The following is an 18,029-nucleotide window of genomic DNA, read 5'->3' as shown; positions in this document are numbered from 1 at the left end:
GGCTCACTCACCCCGCCGTATGCACTGGTCGCCCGGTAAGAGGGACGTAAGTCATAGGTGGTTCCCTCACTTTCCGGGAGACTCGGAAGATGAAGGCGGTCCGGCCGCACGGCACACCTGAGAGAGTCGTATCCATGCAGGTCTGGCCTGGAGAGGCGTATCCGCTCGGCGCCACGTACGACGGCGCGGGGACCAACTTCGCGGTCTTCACAGAAGCCGCGAACCGAGTAGAGCTGTGTCTGCTGCACGACGACGGCTCGGAGACGGCGGTGGAACTGCGGGAGAGCGACGCGTTCGTGCGGCACGCGTACCTGCCGGGCGTGATGCCCGGGCAGCGGTACGGGTTCCGGGTGCACGGACCGTACGATCCCGCGCGCGGGCTGCGGTGCAATTCGGCGAAGCTGCTGCTCGACCCCTACGCGAAGGCGATCAGCGGCTCGATCCGGTGGGGCGAGGAGGTGTACGGCTACCACTTCGGCTCGCCCGACAGCCGCAACGACCTGGACTCGGCGCCGCACACCATGACGTCGGTCGTGGTCAACCCGTACTTCGACTGGGGCGACGACCGCCGGCCCCGCACCGAGTACCACCACACGGTGATCTACGAGGCCCACGTCAAGGGCCTGACCATGCGCCATCCCGGTCTGCCGGAGGAGCTGCGCGGCACGTACGCGGCACTCGCACATCCGGCGATCATCGAACACCTGACGGAGCTCGGGGTGACGGCCCTGGAGCTGATGCCCGTACACCAGTTCGTCAACGACCACCGTCTGGCCGACATGGGCCTCAGCAACTACTGGGGCTACAACACCATCGGCTTCTTCGCCCCGCACAACGCCTACGCCTCCTGGGGCGACCGCGGACAGCAGGTCCTGGAGTTCAAGTCGGCGGTCCGGGCGCTGCACGAGGCCGGTATCGAGGTCATCCTGGACGTGGTCTACAACCACACCGCCGAGGGCAACCACCTTGGCCCGACGCTGTCCTTCCGGGGCATCGACAACCCCTCCTACTACCGGCTGACGGACGACCCCCGCTACTACATGGACACCACGGGCACCGGGAACTCCCTGCTCATGCGGTCCCCGCACGTGCTCCAGCTGATCATGGACTCGCTGCGGTACTGGGTCACCGAGATGCACGTCGACGGGTTCCGCTTCGACCTCGCGGCGACGCTGGCCCGGCAGTTCCACGAGGTGGACCGGCTGTCGTCGTTCTTCGACCTGGTGCAGCAGGATCCCGTGGTCTCCCAGGTGAAGCTGATCGCCGAGCCGTGGGACGTGGGCGAGGGCGGCTACCAGGTGGGGAACTTCCCGCCGCTGTGGACGGAGTGGAACGGCAAGTACCGCGACACGGTCCGCGACCTGTGGCGGGGCGAACCGAGAACGCTCGCGGAGTTCGCCTCCCGGCTGACCGGCTCCTCGGACCTCTACCAGGACGACGGGCGGCGCCCGCTGGCCTCGATCAACTTCGTGACCTGCCACGACGGGTTCACCCTGCACGACCTGGTGGCCTACAACGACAAGCACAACGACGCCAACGGCGAGGACAACCGGGACGGCGAGAGCCACAACCGGTCCTGGAACTGCGGGGCGGAGGGCGACACCGACGACCCCGGCGTGCTGGAGCTGCGGGCCCGGCAGATGCGGAACTTCATCGCGACGCTGCTGCTCTCCCAGGGCGTGCCCATGATCAGCCACGGCGACGAGTTCGCGCGCACCCAGCGCGGCAACAACAACGCCTACTGCCAGGACAACGAGCTGTCCTGGGTGGAGTGGCCCGAGGCCGGGACGGCCGCGGACGGGCTGCGGGAGTTCACGCGGGCCCTGGTGTGGCTGCGCAAGGAGCACCCGGTCCTGCGCCGGCGGCGCTTCTTCCACGGACGTCCGGTGGAGGGCACCCACGACGAGCTGTCCGACATCGCCTGGTTCACCCCGGAAGGCCGGGAGATGACCCAGCGGGACTGGGACTCGGCGCAGGCCTCGGCGCTGACCGTGTTCCTCAACGGCAACGCGATCTCCGAGCCCGGAGCGCGGGGGGAGCGCATCGCCGACGACTCCTTCCTGCTCATGTTCAACGCCTCGCCCGAGCCGCTGGAGTTCGTGGTGCCGGTCAACCACGGACGGCAGTGGCAGGTGGTGGTCGACACCGCCCGCCCGGACGGGGCGCCCCAGGACACGGACGCCAAGATCCAGGCCGGGGACCGGCTCACCCTGCCGGACCGCAGCATGACGGTGCTCCGGCGGCCCGCCTAGGTGTGCTGTCCCCGCGTCCCCCGGCCTCCTCAGGTGCGCGGCGGGGGGACGCGAGGGGGGTGCGGCGGGGGAAGGAGCGATGACACGAAAGGCGGCGGGTTGGGTACGTAGGTCTGCATGACATCCGATCGACCCGACCTCGCGGTACCGACGGCCACCTACCGGCTCCAGCTGCAGCCCGACTTCCCCTTCGCGGCCGCGGCGGCGGCCGTTCCGTACCTGGCGTCGCTCGGCGTCTCGCACCTGCACCTGTCCCCCGTCCTGGAGGCCGTCCCGGGCTCCGCGCACGGGTACGACGTCGTGGACCACGCGCGCGTGCGCGAGGAACTGGGCGGCGAGGAGGGCCTACGGGCGCTGGCGGCGACCGCGCGCGGGCACGGCCTCGGCCTCGTCGTGGACATCGTGCCGAACCACATGGCCATGGTCCCGCGTCACAACCGCGCCCTGTGGGAGGTGCTGCGCGAGGGACCCGGGTCGCCGTACGCCCGCTGGTTCGACATCGACTGGGACGCGCAGGGCGGGCAGGTACTGCTGCCGGTGCTCGGCCGCCCGGTCGGCGAGGAGCTCGGCCATCTGGTGGTCGACGGCGACGTCCTGCGCTACCACGACCACGCCTTCCCGCTCCGTGAGGGCACCGGAGACCTGCCGCTGCCCCGGCTGCTGGACGCGCAGTGGTACCGGCCGGTGTGGTGGCGGCTGGCCCGGACCGAGCTCAACTACCGGCGCTTCTTCAGCATCTCGGAGCTGATCGGGGTGCGCGTGGAGGACCCGGAGGTGTTCGACGCCACGCACGGCAAGATCCTCCAGCTGCTGCACGAAGGCGTGGTCGACGGGCTGCGGATCGACCACCCGGACGGCCTCGCCGATCCCGACGGCTACCTCCGGCGGCTGCACGAGGCGACCGGCGGGCGCTGGACGGTCGTCGAGAAGATCCTCTCCGACGGGGAACGGCTGCCGGCCTCCTGGCCCGTGGCGGGCACCACCGGCTACGACGCCCTGCGGCACATCGACGGCCTGTTCACGGACCCGGCGGGGGCGGGCGAGCTGGCCGGGCTGTACCGGCGGTTCGCGGCCCCGCAGACGGACCGGGGCGGCAACTGGCCGGCCACGGCGCGACGGGCGGCGTACAAGGTGCTCACGCACGAGCTGGCCGCCGAGACGGACCGGCTGACCCGGGTGGCGGCCCGGCTGTGCGCGGGCTCGGCGGACCCGGCGCTGCGCGACCGCGCTCCCTGGGCGCTGCGCACCGCGCTGGAGGAACTGCTGGTGCGGCTGCGGGTGTACCGGCCGTACGCCTCCGGGGACGCGGCCGCCGTCGTGACCGAGGAGGCCGCCGAGGAGGCCCGGCGGGCCTTCGTCGTGCCCGAGGAGGGCGAGGCGGTCGACCTCGTGCGCGGGCTGCTGCTCGGGCCGGCCGGTGTGGACGCGGTGCTCGCGGAGTTCCGGGCACGGTTCGCGCAGACCGCGTCGGCGCTGCGGGCGAAGTCCGTGGAGGACACCGCGTTCTACCGCTACGTGCCGCTGCTGTCGGCGACCGAGGTGGGCGGCGAGCCGGGCCGCCGGGGCGTGTCCCCGCAGGACTTCCACGCCTACTGCGCGCGCGTGCAGCGCGACTGGCCGGTCACCGGGACCGTGGTGTCGACGCACGACACCAAGCGCAGCGCCGACGTGCGCGCGGCGCTGGCCGTGCTCACCGAGTGCCCGGAGCGCTGGGCGGCCCTGCTGGCGGAGCTCACCCCCGAGGCAGGCGCGGCCGTGCCGGACGGGCAACTGGCGTGGGCGGCCTGGCAGACGGTGTTCGGACTCGGCCCGGCGGACACCGAGCGCGTCCAGCAGGCCCTGCTGAAGCACGTCCGGGAGGCCGGGCTCTACACCAGCTGGACGGAACAGGAGCCGCCGTACGAGGAGGCGGTGGCCGCGTTCGTGGCGGCGGGGCCGTGCGGGGCGCCCGGTGAGCGCGTGGCCGCCTTCCGGGACGTGCTCCGGGCGCACATCCGGGCCAACGTCCTGGGGACGGCCCTGGTCCATCTCACGATGCCGGGCGTACCGGACCTCTACCAGGGCACGGAGGGCGAGTACCGGGCGCTGGTGGACCCGGACAACCGGCGGCCGGTGCGGTTCCCGCCGGAGCCCTGCGCGGCGCACGGTGACGAGCTCGGTGAGGATGACAAGGGCGACAAGGGCGACAAGGTCACGCTGACGGCGGCGGCACTGCGGCTGCGCGCCCGGCGGCCGGAGGTGTTCGGCGCCGGGGCGGCGTACGCGCCGCTGCCCGCGGAGGGCACGGCCGCGGACCACTGTCTGGCCTTCACGCGCTCCGGCCGGGTGGTCACCGCCGTCACCCGGCTCTCGCTGCGGCTGGCCGAGGCGGGCGGCTGGGGCGAGACCCGGCTGCCGCTGCCGCCGGGCCGGTGGGCCGACGTACTGGATCCGGGCCGCGAGTTCGAGGGGCACGTGCGCGTGGCGGACCTTTTCGCGCCGCTGCCGGTGGCGTTGCTGGAGCGAGCCGGCGAGGGCTGAGCCGCGCGGCTCGGCCCGTCCGGGCCGCAGGGTGCGGCCCTGCCTCGCGCGGAAAGGTGACGAAAGCTTCGGCCGTGCCCGCGGGGGGGGCCACGCGCGCGCAGTCGGTCAGGGCGCGTTTCCAGGACGGGCCGGGGGCGAGGGGGACCCAGTCCTCGCCGGCCGCCCGCCGAACCTCCTCGCGGCGCGCTCGAGTGCCCCCGGGCGCCCCCTGGAGCCTCCCCCTGACTCCCCTTCCTTCTGCTTGACAGTTCACCCACGCCGTGCGGCACTGGGAGGGCGAAGCCGGACGGACAAGTCGGGGGTGAGTCCAGTGCCGGAGCCGCGTTACCTCAGTGTTGCCGAACTCGTCGCGTCCGCACAGGCGTTGGCCGCCCACGAGCCCGGTGTGTGCGCTCTGCGGCAGGTGGGCCTGTCCAGCGCGGGCAGACCCCTGCACCTGCTGTCCGTGGGGCACCGGCGGCGCGCCGTGCTGGTGGTCGCCGGCGCCCACGCCAACGAGCCCACCGGCGGCTCCACGCTCCTCGCCCTCGCCCGACGGGTACTGGACGAGCGGGAGCTGAGAGCCGACACCTCCTGGCACTTCCTGCTGTGCGCGGACCCGGACGGGGCGAGCCTGCACGTCGTCACGCCGGCCCCGCGCAGCCTGCTGGACTACCACCGCGGCTTCTACCGGCCCCCGCAGCCCGAACAGCCGGAGTGGTCGCCGTCGGTCCTGCCGCCCGACCGGCTGCCGCCCGAGACCCGGGCCCTGACCGGGGTGATCGACGAACTGCGGCCCTACCTTCAGGTGACGCTGCACGGCACCGACCTGGGCGGCAGCTGGGTGCAGCTGACCAGGGACGTGCCCGGTCTCGCCGAGCCGTTCGCCAAGTCCGCGGCGGAGCTGCACATCCCGGTGGAGACGGGCGCGTCGGACGCGGCGGGCTGGCCCGCGTCGGGGCCCGGCGTGCACGTGATGCCCGGCCCCGGCTCGGACGTCGCCTACCCGAGCATGCCGGACGACGCCCGGCGCAGCACCTGGTACCGCGTCCACCGCTACGGCGGCCTGACGGCGGTGGTGGAGGTGCCGATGTGGGCCAGCGACCTGGTGGACGATCCTGCGCCGCACCCCGCTCCGGCGGCGGCGTTGCGGGGGCTGGCGCACCGGCTGCTGCGGGACGCGCTGGAGGTGGAACGGGTGCTGGCCGAGGCCCTGCCCCGGCTCGGGGACACCGACGTGCCCCTGCTGCGCGCGGCCCGGTGGGTCCTGGAGGTGGTGCCGGGCCTGGCCGCGGACTGGGCCGGCACGGCACCCGCCGACACCACGATGGCGTACGTGGGCAGCGTGGACGCCTTCGGGCGCCGGCTGCCGCTGCGGGCGGCGGCGATGCTGCTGCGGGTCCTGCGGGAGGCGGACGACCGGGCGGCGCCCCGGCTGGAACGGCTCGTCGCCTCCTGGTGCGACGCGTTCGCCGAGCGCTTCCGCGCCCGCTGGGTGCCATTGGAGCACCAGGTCGAACACCAGTCCCGCACGGTGCTCGCGGCGGCACTGCACGCGCGCGAACGGGTGGCGTGAGGCCGGAACCGACCGCACACCACCCCTACCGGTCCCGCGCGGCCGTCCGGCGCTCAGCCGTCCAGCGCGAACACCGCCCCGGTCCGCGCCCCCATCGCGCAGGCGTTCGAGAACGTCTCCCGGAAGTCGACGGGACGGCCGTGCCACTCCCCGCGCGCGCGGACGGTCACCGGGGCGTAGACCATCGGGCAGAACACGTTCTTCTTCTGCGGGATGGCGCCGATGTCACCCTCCGCCTTCTTGAGTTCGGCGCAGGCCTCGGCCGCGCGCGCGTGTCCCTGCGGCGGGTCGCACAGCAGCAGGGCGTCGCGCGTGTCGCCGGAGAGTCACGGCTCGGAGGGTACGTCAACACCGCCCGGCCCAGCGGGTTCCGGTCGCCCGAGGGGCGTGCGGTGGGGCCGGGCTCAGTGGGCGGCGAGGCGGAAGGCCATCCGTCCGAAGGCGATCTGGTCGCCCTCGCGGACGACCGCGGCGCCGGTCACCCTCCGGCCGTTGACGGTGGTGCCGTTGGTGGAGCCGAGGTCTCTGAGGACCCACATGCCGCCCTGGCGGCGCAGTTCGGCGTGCACCCGGGAGACGGTCTCATGGGTGAGCCTGAGGCCGCTCGCGGGGTCGCGGCCTATGCGCAGCGGGTGGGTGCTGTCGGGGTGCGGCAGGAGCAGTTTGGGCAGCCGTTCGGCCTGCCAGGCCCGGCGCAGCCGTACCGTGAAGCCGGAGATCGCCTCCACGGCGCCGAACACCACGCGCGCGAGAGGGTTCTCCTGGCGCAGGTCGGCGGTGAGGACGGCGAGTTCGTCCGGCCGGCGGGCGGCGAGCGCCAGCTCCATGCGCCGCACGAACGTGTCGTGCGACAGCCGGCCCACGGCGACGCCGTCGCGGAGCACCCTCAGTGCCTTGTCGCGCTCCGCGTCGGACAGCCGCGCGGGATACGTGGAGAACTCCGGGGACGACGTCACGCTGGTGATTGTCGGTCAGTGAACCCCGGGTGTCCAGAAAACGGGGAAACGGCCGGCACGGGTGCACTTCCGGCGGCACCTGCCCGGAAAGCGCGGCGGCAAGGGCGCGCCGATCGCGTTTTGCAGCACGATGGACGGGCTACATCACGGTGAGCAGACGAAGGGGAACCGTCCCGTGCAGTTCGAGGTGTGGGCACCGCAGGCAGACCGTGTGACGCTCCATTGCGACGGCGCCACGCGCGCGTTGGAGCGCGATCCGGCGCGGGTCGGGTGGTGGACCGGTGAGGCGGAGGCGCAGGACGGGTCGCGGTACGGGTTCGCGGTGGACGACGGCCCCGTGCTGCCCGACCCGCGTTCGCGGCGGCAGCCCGACGGCCCGGACGGCCCGAGCGCGGTCGTCGACCACGAGCGGTACGCGTGGCGCACCGGGGCGTGGGCGGGGCGCGGGCTGCCCGGTGCGGTGCTGTACGAGCTGCACGTGGGCACGTACACCCCCGAGGGCACCCTGGACGCGGCGGCCGGGCGGCTGGAGCACCTCGTGCGACTGGGCGTCACGCACGTCGAGCTGATGCCGCTGTGCCCCTTCCCGGGGCGGCACGGGTGGGGCTACGAGGGGGTGTCGCTGTGGGCGGTGCACGAGCCGTACGGCGGACCCGAGGCACTGAAGCGGTTCGTCGACCGGGCGCACGGACTGGGCCTGGGCGTGGTCCTCGACGTGGTGCACAACCACCTCGGGCCGTCCGGCAACCACCTGCCGGCGTTCGGACCGTACTTCACCGAGACGCACCACACGCCCTGGGGCGCGGCGGTCAACCTGGACGCGCCCGGGTCGGACGAGGTACGCGCGTACTTCGCCGGCAGCGCGCTGGCCTGGCTGCGCGACTACCGGATCGACGGGCTGCGCCTGGACGCGGTGCACGCGCTGCGGGACACGCGCGCGTGCCACTTCCTGGAGGAACTGTCGGCGGCCGTGGACGCTCTGGCCGCCGAGCTGGGCCGGCCGCTGTTCCTGATCGGGGAGTCCGACCTCAACGACCCGCGGGTGATCACCCCGCGCGCGGAGCACGGCCTCGGACTGCACGCACAGTGGAACGACGACTTCCACCACGCCCTGCACACCGCGCTGACCGGCGAGTCCCAGGGCTACTACGCCGACTTCGCGCGTGACCCCTTCGCCGCCCTCGCCAAGACGCTCACGGGCGGCTACTTCCACGACGGCACGTACTCCAGCTTCCGGGGCCGGCACCACGGCCGCCCGCTGGACCGCGCGCGCACGGCCGGGCACCGGCTGCTCGGTTACAGCCAGACCCACGACCAGGTCGGCAACCGCGCCCAGGGCGACCGTCTGACGGCCGCGCTCTCCCCCGGGCTGCTGGCCTGTGCCGCCACGCTCACCCTGACCGCGCCCTTCACGCCGATGCTGTTCATGGGCGAGGAGTGGGCGGCCGGCACGCCCTGGCAGTTCTTCACCGACCACACCGATCCGGAGCTCGCCCAGGCCGTGCGGCAGGGCAGGCGGCGGGAGTTCGCGGCGCACGGCTGGGCCGAGGAGGACGTGCCCGACCCGCAGGACCCGGCGACCCGGGACCGTTCGTGCCTGGACTGGTCGGAGCCCGGGCGGGAGCCCCACGCGCGCGTGCTGGCCTGGTACCGCCGGCTGATCGCCCTGCGCCACGAGCGGCCGGACCTCACCGACCCCGACCTCGCCGACACCAAGGTGGCGTACGACGTCCGGGCCCGCTGGCTCGCCTTCCGGCGCGGGGACGTCCGGGTGGTCGTCAACCTGGGCAAGGCGGAGGCGGCGGTCCCGCTCGGCACCCGCCCGGCCGAGGTGCTCGCCGCGTGGGACCCGGTGGGCACGCCCGGGGAGGACGGGCTGCTGCAGGTGCCCGGGGAGTCGTGCGTGGTGCTGGCGCAGGAGTGACACCGGCGCCCCCGGCGGTCAGGACCGCGCCGGGAAACCGCCGTCCCCGGGCTTCCCGGCGTCCCCCTCCTCGCCGCAGTCCCGGTATGTCCCGTCCTCCCCGCCCCGCCCGTCGGCCCCGTTCTCCCTGAACTCCGTCACCCGCTCCAGCAGGATCGCCTCCCAGGCGCGCCGCAGCTGGGTCCTGAGGGGCGGGAGGGAGGCGGTGTCGCGGGCCTCGAGGCGGTCGGTGAGGCGGACGACGGTGTCGCAGCGGGCCAGCCACAGGCCGCGCAGGCAGGGGCGGGCGCCGTACCCGGCGAGGGTGGCGGCGCGGACGGCGGCGGGCGAGCCGACGGCGAGGGCGAGGGAGGCGATGTCCTCGGCGGGGTCGCCGACGACCGCGCCGGTCCAGCCGAGCACGCCGCGCACCCGCCCGTCGTCGCTGACCACGAGGTGCTCGCCCCTGAGATCGTGGTGGACCAGGACCGCCGTACCGGGCTGGGCGGCGAGCTGGGCCGCGGCGGGCGCGGCCAGCTGGGTCATCCGGGCGGGATCGAACTCGTCTGCGGCGCCGAGGCGTTCGGCCGCGTGCGCGGCCATCCGGCGCAGTGCCTCCAGGGAGCGCGGGGCGGTACGCGGGACGCCGAGCGTCTCGGCCTGCCGCACGGGCACCTCGCGCAGCCCGGCGAGCAGCCCGGCCAGGTCGGCCTCGCCGACCGCGGAGACGTCGTGCTCCTCGCCCGTGCCGCCGGGCACCCTGGTGTCGAGCGTGCAGCCGAGGCCGGGGGCCCACTCGCCGTGGGCGACGCTGGCCGGGACGGCGACGGGCAGGTGCGGCCGTACGAGGTCGCGCAGGCGCAGCTCGCGGCGCTGACGGGCGGCGGCCTCGCGGTCGGGGGCGAGGCGCAGCACGTGGCGGGCACCGACCCACCAGGTGAAGTGCCCGCCGCCCTCGGTGACGGGCCGCACGTCGGGCCCGGAGGTTCCCTCCGCGCCCTGCTCGAGCAGCGAACGGACCAGTCGGCGGACGGTGTCCGCGGTGGGTGTCGGTGCCTGGGTCATGGTCGCGCCGTCGTCGTCCCGGGGTCTGTCGGTGGGTACCCGCTGTGTGCTGTCGCTCGTGTGCCGGTCGTCGGTCGTCCTCTCAGTCCACTATGACCATCTCGCGGGTGGTGTTGTTGAGGCGGCGGCCACCGTCCTCGGTGACCGTGACGATGTCCTCGATGCGCACCCCGAAGCGGCCGGGCAGGTAGATGCCGGGTTCCACGGAGAAGCACATGCCGGGCACGAGGGGCTGCTCCTCGCCCTCGATCATGTACGGCGGCTCGTGCGTGGTCACGCCGATGCCGTGGCCGGTGCGGTGGATGAAGTACTCGCCGTATCCCGCGTCGGTGATCACGGCGCGGGCGGCCCGGTCGACGTCCTGGCAGGGGACGCCGGGCCGCACCGCGCGGAAGCCGGCCTCCTGGGCCGCGCGCACGACGTCGTGCACCCTGCGCTCCTCGTCGGTGGGCTCGCCGACGTGGACGGTGCGGGTGGTGTCGGAGCCGTAGCCGTCCTTCAGCCCGCCGAAGTCGAGGACGACCATGTCGCCGCGCTGGATGACGCGGTCGCCGACCTCGTGGTGCGGGTTGGCGCCGTTCGGGCCGGAGCCGACGATGGTGAAGTCGACCTGGGAGTGTCCGTGCCGGCGCAGCAGGCCGGCGAGGTCCTGGCCGACGTCGGACTCCCGGCGGCCGGCGAAGGGGACCTCGCGGATCTCCTCGAAGGTCGCGTCGGCGGCCGCCCCGGCCGCCGCCAGCAGTTCCAGCTCCGCCGGGTCCTTGACGGCGCGCAGCATGGGCAGGGCGTCGGTGAGGGCGGTCCAGGAGGTGCCGGGCAGCGTCCGCTGCAGGCCGAGCAGGTGCAGGGCCCAGGTGTTGTCGCTGACGCCGAAGCCGCCGCTGTTCGGGAGGAGGCCGGCGGTGACCGCGTACGGGTCCTTGCCGTCGGTCCAGTCCCGCAGGGTCAGGGCGGCGGCGCCGGGCGCCTTCCGGGCGTCCGGGGCCTCCAGCGTGGGCACGACCAGCACGGGGTCCCGGCCGGGGGCGAGGACGAGCACGGTGAGACGTTCGGTGACCGCGGTGGGCGCGTAACCGGTGAGCCACACCAGGTCCGGGCCGGGTGCCACGAGCAGCCCGGCCAGCCCGGCGTCCGCGGCGGCGCGCGCGGCGCGCTCCATCCGGGCCCGGTAGTCGTCGGCGGTGAAGGGCGCGGGCGTACTACCGGTCATCCGGGCCTCCGTGAACGCGGGGACGTGCTGGGCAAAGGACCACGGCAGCATCCTGCCCGGACACGGAGGGCGACGCGAGCCGGTTACGGACTCCCGGGGGCGGAACCCGGGCCTTGCCCCCGCCGCGTCCGGACCCGGGTCCGCCCCTGGCCCGTCAGTCGTCGCGCGCCGGCACGGCACCGCCCCGGCCGCGCGGGCACCGGCCGCTCACGTGACCACGCCCGGAACCGCGGTCAGCTGCTGGTAGCCGCCGCTGCGGTGGCGCACCGTGAGCGTGACCCGGGTGCCGGGCCGGGCCACGGCGACGGCCCGGGCGAGGTCGGCGGCCGTGTCGAGACGGGTCCCGCCGACCTGGAGGAGGACGTCGCCGCGCACCAGGCCCGCCGTGTAGCCCGGGCCGGGGACGTGGACGCCGACGACCAGCGCACCCGCCTTCTGCGCGTCCATGACCTCCAGACCGAGGGTGGCGGCGGGCGCCGTGCGGGCGGCGCTCGGGGGGACGGAGGGCGTGGCCGGGGCGGACTGGCCGGAGGGTGCCCGGTGGCCCGGTTCGGCGAGCCTGCTCAGGCCGATGACGGTGGCGCCGACCGTGCCGAGTCCGACGCCGCAGAGCACCAGGACGGTGCCGATGAACACGCGGAACAGCACGGTCCGCAGCCGTCGGCCGCGCCGGCGCGCGGCGTGCGGGCGCCGTGCGGGCCCGCTGGGGCCGCCGTCCCTCCGTTTCTGGCCCGGGATCGGCTTGGGGCGCAGCGCAGTCTGTTCCATGGTTCGCCTCCGGCTGGTGCTCTCCCAGCGACTACCCGGCGCACCGGGGCGCGACGAGCCACGAACGAGTGAGACTGCGCCACGGGCGATGACGGACGTCATCACGGCCGCGGCCCGGGGAGCCGGGCACGCTCGCCGCCCGGCCTGCCAGGCCGGCGACCGCGGCGAGGCGGGTGCGCTCACCGCGGTCCCCTTCCCCCTGGTCACGTCGTTCCGGCCGGAGCTGTCCGGCGGCGGGTCAGCCGACGGGCAGGGCGGGCGCCGGGGGCCGGTCCGGGAGGAAGCCGTGGGCGCGGCGCTCCAGGTAGCCGGCCTTGTACCGGTCGACGCTCCGGTGCCAGTTCAGGATCCCGGCCAGCCAGTTGCGCAGGTCGGCGACATAGCCGTCCATGAGCTCGCGCGCCTCGGCAGAGAGCCCGAAGTCCTCGTACAGGACAGGCAGTTCGTGCGCCACGACGTGTTCGAACTGCTGCATGCGCTGGGTCATCAGGTCGTGCACGACCCCGAGGGCGGCCGGATAGCCGACGCCGAAGAAGTTCTGCACGACGAGGACGGCGTTGTGGATCTCGCCCTCGTACTCGATCTCCTTCTGGTACGAGAAGACGTCGTTGACGAGGCAGGCGTAGTCGATGGCGGCGTTCTCCAGCGAGCGGACCGGGCCGCTGCGGTACACCTCCGGCGGGATCACCGGGCCGTGTCCCATGCGGCACAGGCTCAGGGTGAGGTCGGAGCCGAAGGTGGCCCGCCGCATCTCCAGGTAGTCGACCGGATCGGGGATGCGGTTCTGGAGCTGGTTGGACAGTTCCCACAGCCAGCTCTCGGTCATGGTGTCGACAGCCTGTCTCAGGGTGCGCCGCTGGCCGGGGGTCATCCGGACGGTCGTGCGCGCCCACAGGTCGGCCAGGCCGCGCTCCATGGCGTTGACCGGGACGGGGGCCGCCTCGCCCGCCACGGGCATGCAGGCGGACAGCCGGGCCGTGGTGAGCCGGGCGGCGGCCAGGTCCCGGCGGTGGCCGTACACCAGCGGGTAGTAGTCGTCGCCGTACGTGCCCCAGGCGAGCCACTGCGAGCTGAGGTCGAGGGCCTCCTCGGTGGCGTCGGGATCCAGGCCGGCCGCGCACAGCGGCAGGTCGCAGGCGGCGAGTTTGTCCTCGTCCCAGACGCCCTCCCCGAGGATCCCCATCCGGTGCGCCCAGGCGGTCAGCCGGGGACGGGCCCCTGCCAGGTGCGGGCTGAGTTCCAGCGGGAAGGGCATGTGGAAGTCGGGCAGCAGGGACGGGCCGACCTTCTGGAACGGCACATGGGAGTACGCGCGCAGGTGTTCGGCCGCGGCCGAGGCGAGCAGGGCGCCGACGTCCGCGGCCGAGGTGCCCGGGCCGGTCAGGCCGTGCCAGGGCGCGGCGGGGGCGGCGCCCGCGTTCATGTAACGGCTGGACCGCAGGTGCCAGGCGTGGCCGCCGGACTGCCAGTCCTGCAGTCCCTTGGTCCAGGCCGCCACCGCCGCGACCTGGTCCGGGGTGAGGTCCTGGTCCAGGGCGAGGGCGGGCACCTCGGTGAGCGCGGTGTGCTCGAACTGGTGGAGACGGGAGGTGAGGATGTCGTTGACGGTGTCGGCGGCCTCCTGGGTGGTGCAGCCGAAGAAGGTCTCCAGCACCAGCACTCCGTTGCTGTTCTCCCCCTCGTCCTCCACCTCCCGCTGGTAGGAGAACAGGTCGTTGCGCAGGTGGACGGCGTCGGCGAAGGTCTCCATCAGGACCCGCAGCGGCCGGGACCCGGCGACGCAGGCGGGCACTTCGGCGGTCGCGTACTCGACGAGCCCCGCCGACCAGGGGGCGCCGCCCACCTTGCGGCGCATCTCGATGTACTCGACGGGGTTGGCGATCCGCCCCTCGTCGATGTTGGACAGCTCCCACAGGGACTCGTTCAGCAGGTGTTCGGTGGCCACGGCGAACCGCCTGCGCCAGTCCACCGACATCGAGGGCACCGTGCGCGCCCAGAGGTCGGCGAGGCCCGCCTCGACCGGGTTCCGCGGCTCGGGCACGGCGGCCCGGAGGTCCAGCGGCATGAACAGCGGCAGCCGGTCGAGGTGCGCCTTGCCGGCGGCGCGGTCCGGGGTGCGCTTGTACCTGTCCAGGAAGTGGTCGTCGAAGAAGAACACCCACACGTACCAGTCGGTGATCAGCGAGAGCGCCGGGCCGTCGCAGTCGGGGTGGGTGTAGGCGCACAGGAGCCCGTAGTCGTGCGCTTCGAGGTCGGCCTGCTCCCAGATTCCGGAACCCTCCAGCATGCCCGTCTCGCGCGCCCACGCCGTCGAGTGGGCGCGTGCCTCGTCGACGTGCGGGTTGAGCCGCGCCGGGTACGGCATGTAGAAGTGCGGCAGTTCGAACGGCTGCGTCATGGCCGGGGCCCTACCCGCGGGCCCCACCAGGCATCCGGGGCGCGGCACATGATCACACCATCGCGTGAAACGGCGGGGAAAACGGCACCTTCCGGGGCGGCACCGCGCTCCCGCCGGTCACGTCACTGCCGCTGCGGGCCGGCCGGCCTCCCGCCGACCTGGATCAGCGCGTGTGTGCCCGCGGTGCGCCAGCGCCGGCCCTGCGCGGCGACCAGGGCCGCCTCGGTGCCCGCGTCCAGGCCGGTGATCACGTCGGACTTCAGCGTGCGCAGCGCGGCGACCGGGCCCGGGAAGTACCCGGTGACGTCCCGGAAGGGCGTGGTCGGCGGCCATCGCCGGTCGCCGACCAGGCGCCGGTAGTTGAGGTCGCCCTTGACCACGGTCAGGGTCGCGGCGGCGAACTCGGCACGCAGGTCGTCCGGCATGTCCGCGTACGGCAGCGGGGCGCAGGAGAAGGGGTGGGCGCGCACCGAGAGCCGTCCGTCGGCCATGGCCGCCCACAGGCGCCTTCCGTGTCCGGCCGCCGCGCCCTGCGCCGAGGTGAGCCGGCGCAGGGCGTCCACCACATCGGCGGTGGTGGCGTCGGAGACGTAGTACGGGTGGGGCTTGACGTGCAGTACGGCCCGTGCGACGCGGCCCTCGGCGAGGAGGTGGGCGATCAGGAGCAGGTCGGGGACGAGTTCCCGGCCCGCGTTGTCCGCGACCAGGCAGAGCGTGCCGGTCCCGGAGGCGGGCAGCAGGGACCACAGGGCGTCGCTGTCGTCCGCCACCAGGGCGGGGACCGCTTCCCGGGTCCCGGCGCCCGCGGCGGAGAGGCGGAAGCCCAGGTCGGCGCGGTTGCCCCAGAGCGAGCCGTGCAGCAGGGCGCGGGCCCGTTCCTCGGCCGGCAGGTCCTCGAGCGCGTCGAGCGCGGCCAGTTCCCCGTCCGTCTCCTGCGCGTCGAGTTCGGCGCGCTTGAAGGGCCGGAAGGGGTCGATGCCCGCCCAGGGACCGGTGCCGAAGTAGGCGACGGCGTCGAGGAGCCGGCGGTAGAAGTGGCTCTCCGACCACAGCCAGGGCACGTCGAACCAGGAGCGGCCGGTCCAGGTGTCCGCGCCCCAGGCCCGCCACCGGTCGCGGTCGGGCGCGTCGGCGGGCAGCGGCTCGATGACGCCCTCGGTGCAGCTCTTCAGCAGCGCGTCCAGCGCGCGGTGCTGACCGGGGCCGTACGGGAAGGCCTCGCGTACCTGCCGGATGATCGCGGGATGCCGCTCGGCCAGGACGCTGCGCGGGAAGGAGCCGGGTTCGTCGCCGAGGATCACGGGGGCGGCGGGGGTGTCGGGCATACGCGTCACCGTACCCCGCGGGTCAGCCGGTTCTGGTCTCCCGTTCCAGCTGGGTGGTGAGGGTCAGGTAGCGGGCGCGCCGGGGTACCGGCACCAGGCCCCGGATCATCAGGTGCCACATCTCGGCGACCCTGCGGGGCAGCCGTCCGTCGGGGTCGAGGGAGCGGCCGGCGATCCGGGTGCCGACGAAGAAGTACACGAGGGAGTGGGCGGCGGCGTCCACATCGATGTCCGGGTGCAGGTCGGACTCCCTGACCGCGCCGATGAGTTTGCGGGTGGAGAGCTCCAGCAATTCCGAGAACGGGTGCTTCATCGGCGGCCGGACCGCCACGTCCGCGGTGGCCAGGCGGAGTCCCGCCCGGGGGATCGGGTCCTCGACCGCGAGGCGGGCGATCCCGAACGTGAGGCGGATCAGGAACTCGAGCGAGGAGCAGCCGCGGCTCTCCACCTCCTGCGCCACCTGCCGCGACGCCCGGGCCTGCAGCTCCATGACGGCGCGGGCCAGGTCCTCCTTGGCCGCGAAGTGGAAGTAGAGCGCGCCCTTGGTGACTTGGGCGTGCTCGACGATGTCGCTCAGGCTGGTCGATTCGTAGCCATGACGGTCGAACAGGTCGGCCGCGGCCGTGATGATCGTCGTCCGGGTCTGCTCGGCGCGTAACTGCCTCGCCATCTGCTGGACACTCCTTGAAGTCAGAAACGTACGGGACGTGCCGTTTGTTTTTTACCCCGTGCACACGATAACTCACCCTGCGCCAACGAATCAGATATGTGCAGAGTCGGTGAGCGACGCGTGCAAGCCCGGTACAGAGCCGTCCCGGGGCCGGTGAAGGTCAGTAAGCGGACGATGCCAATCGAGGCTCCTCCCTCGGCTTTTGCCGTCTTCCGGAGGCCATGCCGAGCGATCGGACCCCCGCGCCCGTGATCGCCACGATACGAGGAGGTCGGGCGGTTCTCAATGGGACCTCAAACGGACGGGCCGGTCGGTGCGTGTCTGCACCGACCGGCCCTGTGGTCCGGCGGACCCGCACACGGCGGGCCGAACTGAACGCCGGCGCCCCGTTTCCCGTACTGCACCGGACAACCCGTTGCCGCGCCGCCGAGGAGGCGTCCTGCGATGAGTCGGATGACCGCACACGTGAGGGTCACGGGGGCCGCCGCGGCGGCCTCGGCCCTGCTGTCGCTGGGGGCGGCGGGACCGGCACAGGCGCACGGCGCGCCGACCGACCCGGTCAGCCGGGTGTACGCCTGCTCCCCCGACGGTGGCGGCGCGGCCCGGTCCGCGGCGTGCCGGGCGGCTGTCGCCGCCAACGGGACGCCCTTCACGATGTGGGACAACCTGCGGGTGGCGGGCGTGAACGGCCGGGACCGGCAGGTGATCGCGGACGGGAAGCTGTGCAGCGGCGGCCTGCCCGCCTACAAGGGGCTCGACCTGGCCCGTACGGACTGGCCGTCGACCCGGCTGGCCCCGGGCGCCAGGCTGACGATGAGGTACGCCTCGACGATTCCGCACGCCGGCACGTTCAAGCTCTACCTGACCAAGCCCGGCTACGACCCGTCCAGGCCGTTGCGCTGGTCCGACCTGCCCTCGCAACCCTTCGCCCAGGTCACGGACCCGGCGCTGACCGACGGCTCCTACCGCATCACGGCCACGCTGCCGTCGGACCGGACGGGGCGTCAGGTGCTCTACACGATCTGGCAGAACAGCAGTACGCCGGACACCTACTACTCGTGTTCCGACGTGGTCTTCCCGAAGGCGGAGGCGGGCAGGGCCGGCACCGCGTCGCCCTCGGCTCCGGCTCCGGCCGCCGCGGCGACCGGGAAGGCGTCCCGGCCGGCGGCCGGCGCCTCCGGACGGCCGGCGTCCGCGGAGACGACCGGTACCGCGACCGGTACCGCGACCGGTGAGCCGACGGCCGCCCCCCGGACCGAGGGGGGCGCCGCCGACAGCACTCCGGTGGCCTCCACCACCGACGCCGGCTCAGGGCCCTCCGCACCGCTGCTCGCGGGCGGCGCCGCCGCGGTGCTGGTGCTCACCGGGGGCGCCGCCCTCGCCGTGCGTCTGCGTCGGCGGTGA

Annotated in this window: 13 protein-coding genes; 5 read left to right on the top strand and 8 right to left on the bottom strand. The window is 73.9% G+C overall.

Annotation, left to right across the window (positions count from 1 at the left end; genetic code table 11):
• Positions 1-134 precede the first annotated feature (134 nt).
• From glgX to ABZX30_RS03210, 3 genes are all read left to right on the top strand, one after another.
• On the top strand, positions 135-2,252 hold the full coding sequence (gene glgX / locus ABZX30_RS03220; RefSeq protein WP_355928140.1) for a glycogen debranching protein GlgX: 2,118 nt from the start codon (positions 135-137) through the stop codon (positions 2,250-2,252).
• A gap of 117 nt (positions 2,253-2,369) precedes the next feature.
• Positions 2,370-4,772 (top strand): malto-oligosyltrehalose synthase, encoded by a 2,403-nt coding sequence (treY, locus tag ABZX30_RS03215; RefSeq protein ID WP_355928137.1) that lies wholly within the window; start codon positions 2,370-2,372, stop codon positions 4,770-4,772.
• 304 nt (positions 4,773-5,076) lie between these two features.
• Entirely contained in the window at positions 5,077-6,330 is a 1,254-nt protein-coding gene (locus tag ABZX30_RS03210) for a M14 family zinc carboxypeptidase (RefSeq protein WP_355928135.1), read from the top strand.
• Positions 6,331-6,383: 53 nt separating this feature from the next.
• On the opposite strand, the gene ABZX30_RS03205 is transcribed toward ABZX30_RS03210, so the two are convergent.
• Positions 6,384-6,626 (bottom strand): SSI family serine proteinase inhibitor, encoded by a 243-nt coding sequence (locus ABZX30_RS03205; protein ID WP_355928280.1) that lies wholly within the window; start codon positions 6,624-6,626, stop codon positions 6,384-6,386.
• 108 nt (positions 6,627-6,734) lie between these two features.
• A complete protein-coding gene (locus ABZX30_RS03200; protein WP_355928132.1) occupies positions 6,735-7,286 on the bottom strand; it encodes a DUF1707 and FHA domain-containing protein in 552 nt (183 codons plus the stop codon).
• 175 nt (positions 7,287-7,461) lie between these two features.
• Here ABZX30_RS03200 and treZ point away from each other — a divergent pair, with 175 nt between their 5' ends.
• A complete protein-coding gene (gene treZ, locus ABZX30_RS03195) occupies positions 7,462-9,210 on the top strand; it encodes a malto-oligosyltrehalose trehalohydrolase (RefSeq protein WP_355928130.1) in 1,749 nt (582 codons plus the stop codon).
• An 18-nt stretch (positions 9,211-9,228) separates the two neighbouring features.
• On the opposite strand, the gene ABZX30_RS03190 is transcribed toward treZ, so the two are convergent.
• The 6 genes from ABZX30_RS03190 to ABZX30_RS03165 all read right to left on the bottom strand — a co-directional run bounded on the left by ABZX30_RS03190 (position 9,229) and on the right by ABZX30_RS03165 (position 16,625).
• A complete protein-coding gene (locus tag ABZX30_RS03190; protein WP_355928128.1) occupies positions 9,229-10,254 on the bottom strand; it encodes an aminoglycoside phosphotransferase family protein in 1,026 nt (341 codons plus the stop codon).
• A gap of 82 nt (positions 10,255-10,336) precedes the next feature.
• Entirely contained in the window at positions 10,337-11,464 is a 1,128-nt protein-coding gene (locus ABZX30_RS03185) for an aminopeptidase P family protein (RefSeq protein ID WP_355928126.1), read from the bottom strand.
• Between the two features lie 207 nt (positions 11,465-11,671).
• Positions 11,672-12,232, bottom strand: a complete 561-nt coding sequence (locus ABZX30_RS03180) for a PDZ domain-containing protein (RefSeq protein WP_355928123.1) — start codon at positions 12,230-12,232, stop codon at positions 11,672-11,674.
• Positions 12,233-12,470: 238 nt separating this feature from the next.
• Complete coding sequence (cyc2, locus tag ABZX30_RS03175) at positions 12,471-14,630, bottom strand: germacradienol/geosmin synthase Cyc2 (protein WP_355928121.1); 2,160 nt, start codon at positions 14,628-14,630, stop codon at positions 12,471-12,473.
• A 122-nt stretch (positions 14,631-14,752) separates the two neighbouring features.
• Entirely contained in the window at positions 14,753-15,955 is a 1,203-nt protein-coding gene (locus tag ABZX30_RS03170) for a damage-control phosphatase ARMT1 family protein (RefSeq protein ID WP_355928118.1), read from the bottom strand.
• Positions 15,956-15,977: 22 nt separating this feature from the next.
• Entirely contained in the window at positions 15,978-16,625 is a 648-nt protein-coding gene (locus tag ABZX30_RS03165; RefSeq protein ID WP_355928116.1) for a ScbR family autoregulator-binding transcription factor, read from the bottom strand.
• A gap of 444 nt (positions 16,626-17,069) precedes the next feature.
• On the opposite strand from ABZX30_RS03165, the gene ABZX30_RS03160 reads away from it, so the two are divergent.
• Positions 17,070-18,029 (top strand): lytic polysaccharide monooxygenase, encoded by a 960-nt coding sequence (locus tag ABZX30_RS03160; protein WP_355928114.1) that lies wholly within the window; start codon positions 17,070-17,072, stop codon positions 18,027-18,029.

The sequence above is a fragment of the Streptomyces sp. NPDC004542 genome (assembly GCF_040610035.1).
In the GTDB taxonomy this organism is placed as follows: domain Bacteria; phylum Actinomycetota; class Actinomycetes; order Streptomycetales; family Streptomycetaceae; genus Streptomyces.
Note: the sequence above shows the minus strand (reverse complement) of the source record. Positions and strands in the feature narration are given on the sequence as shown.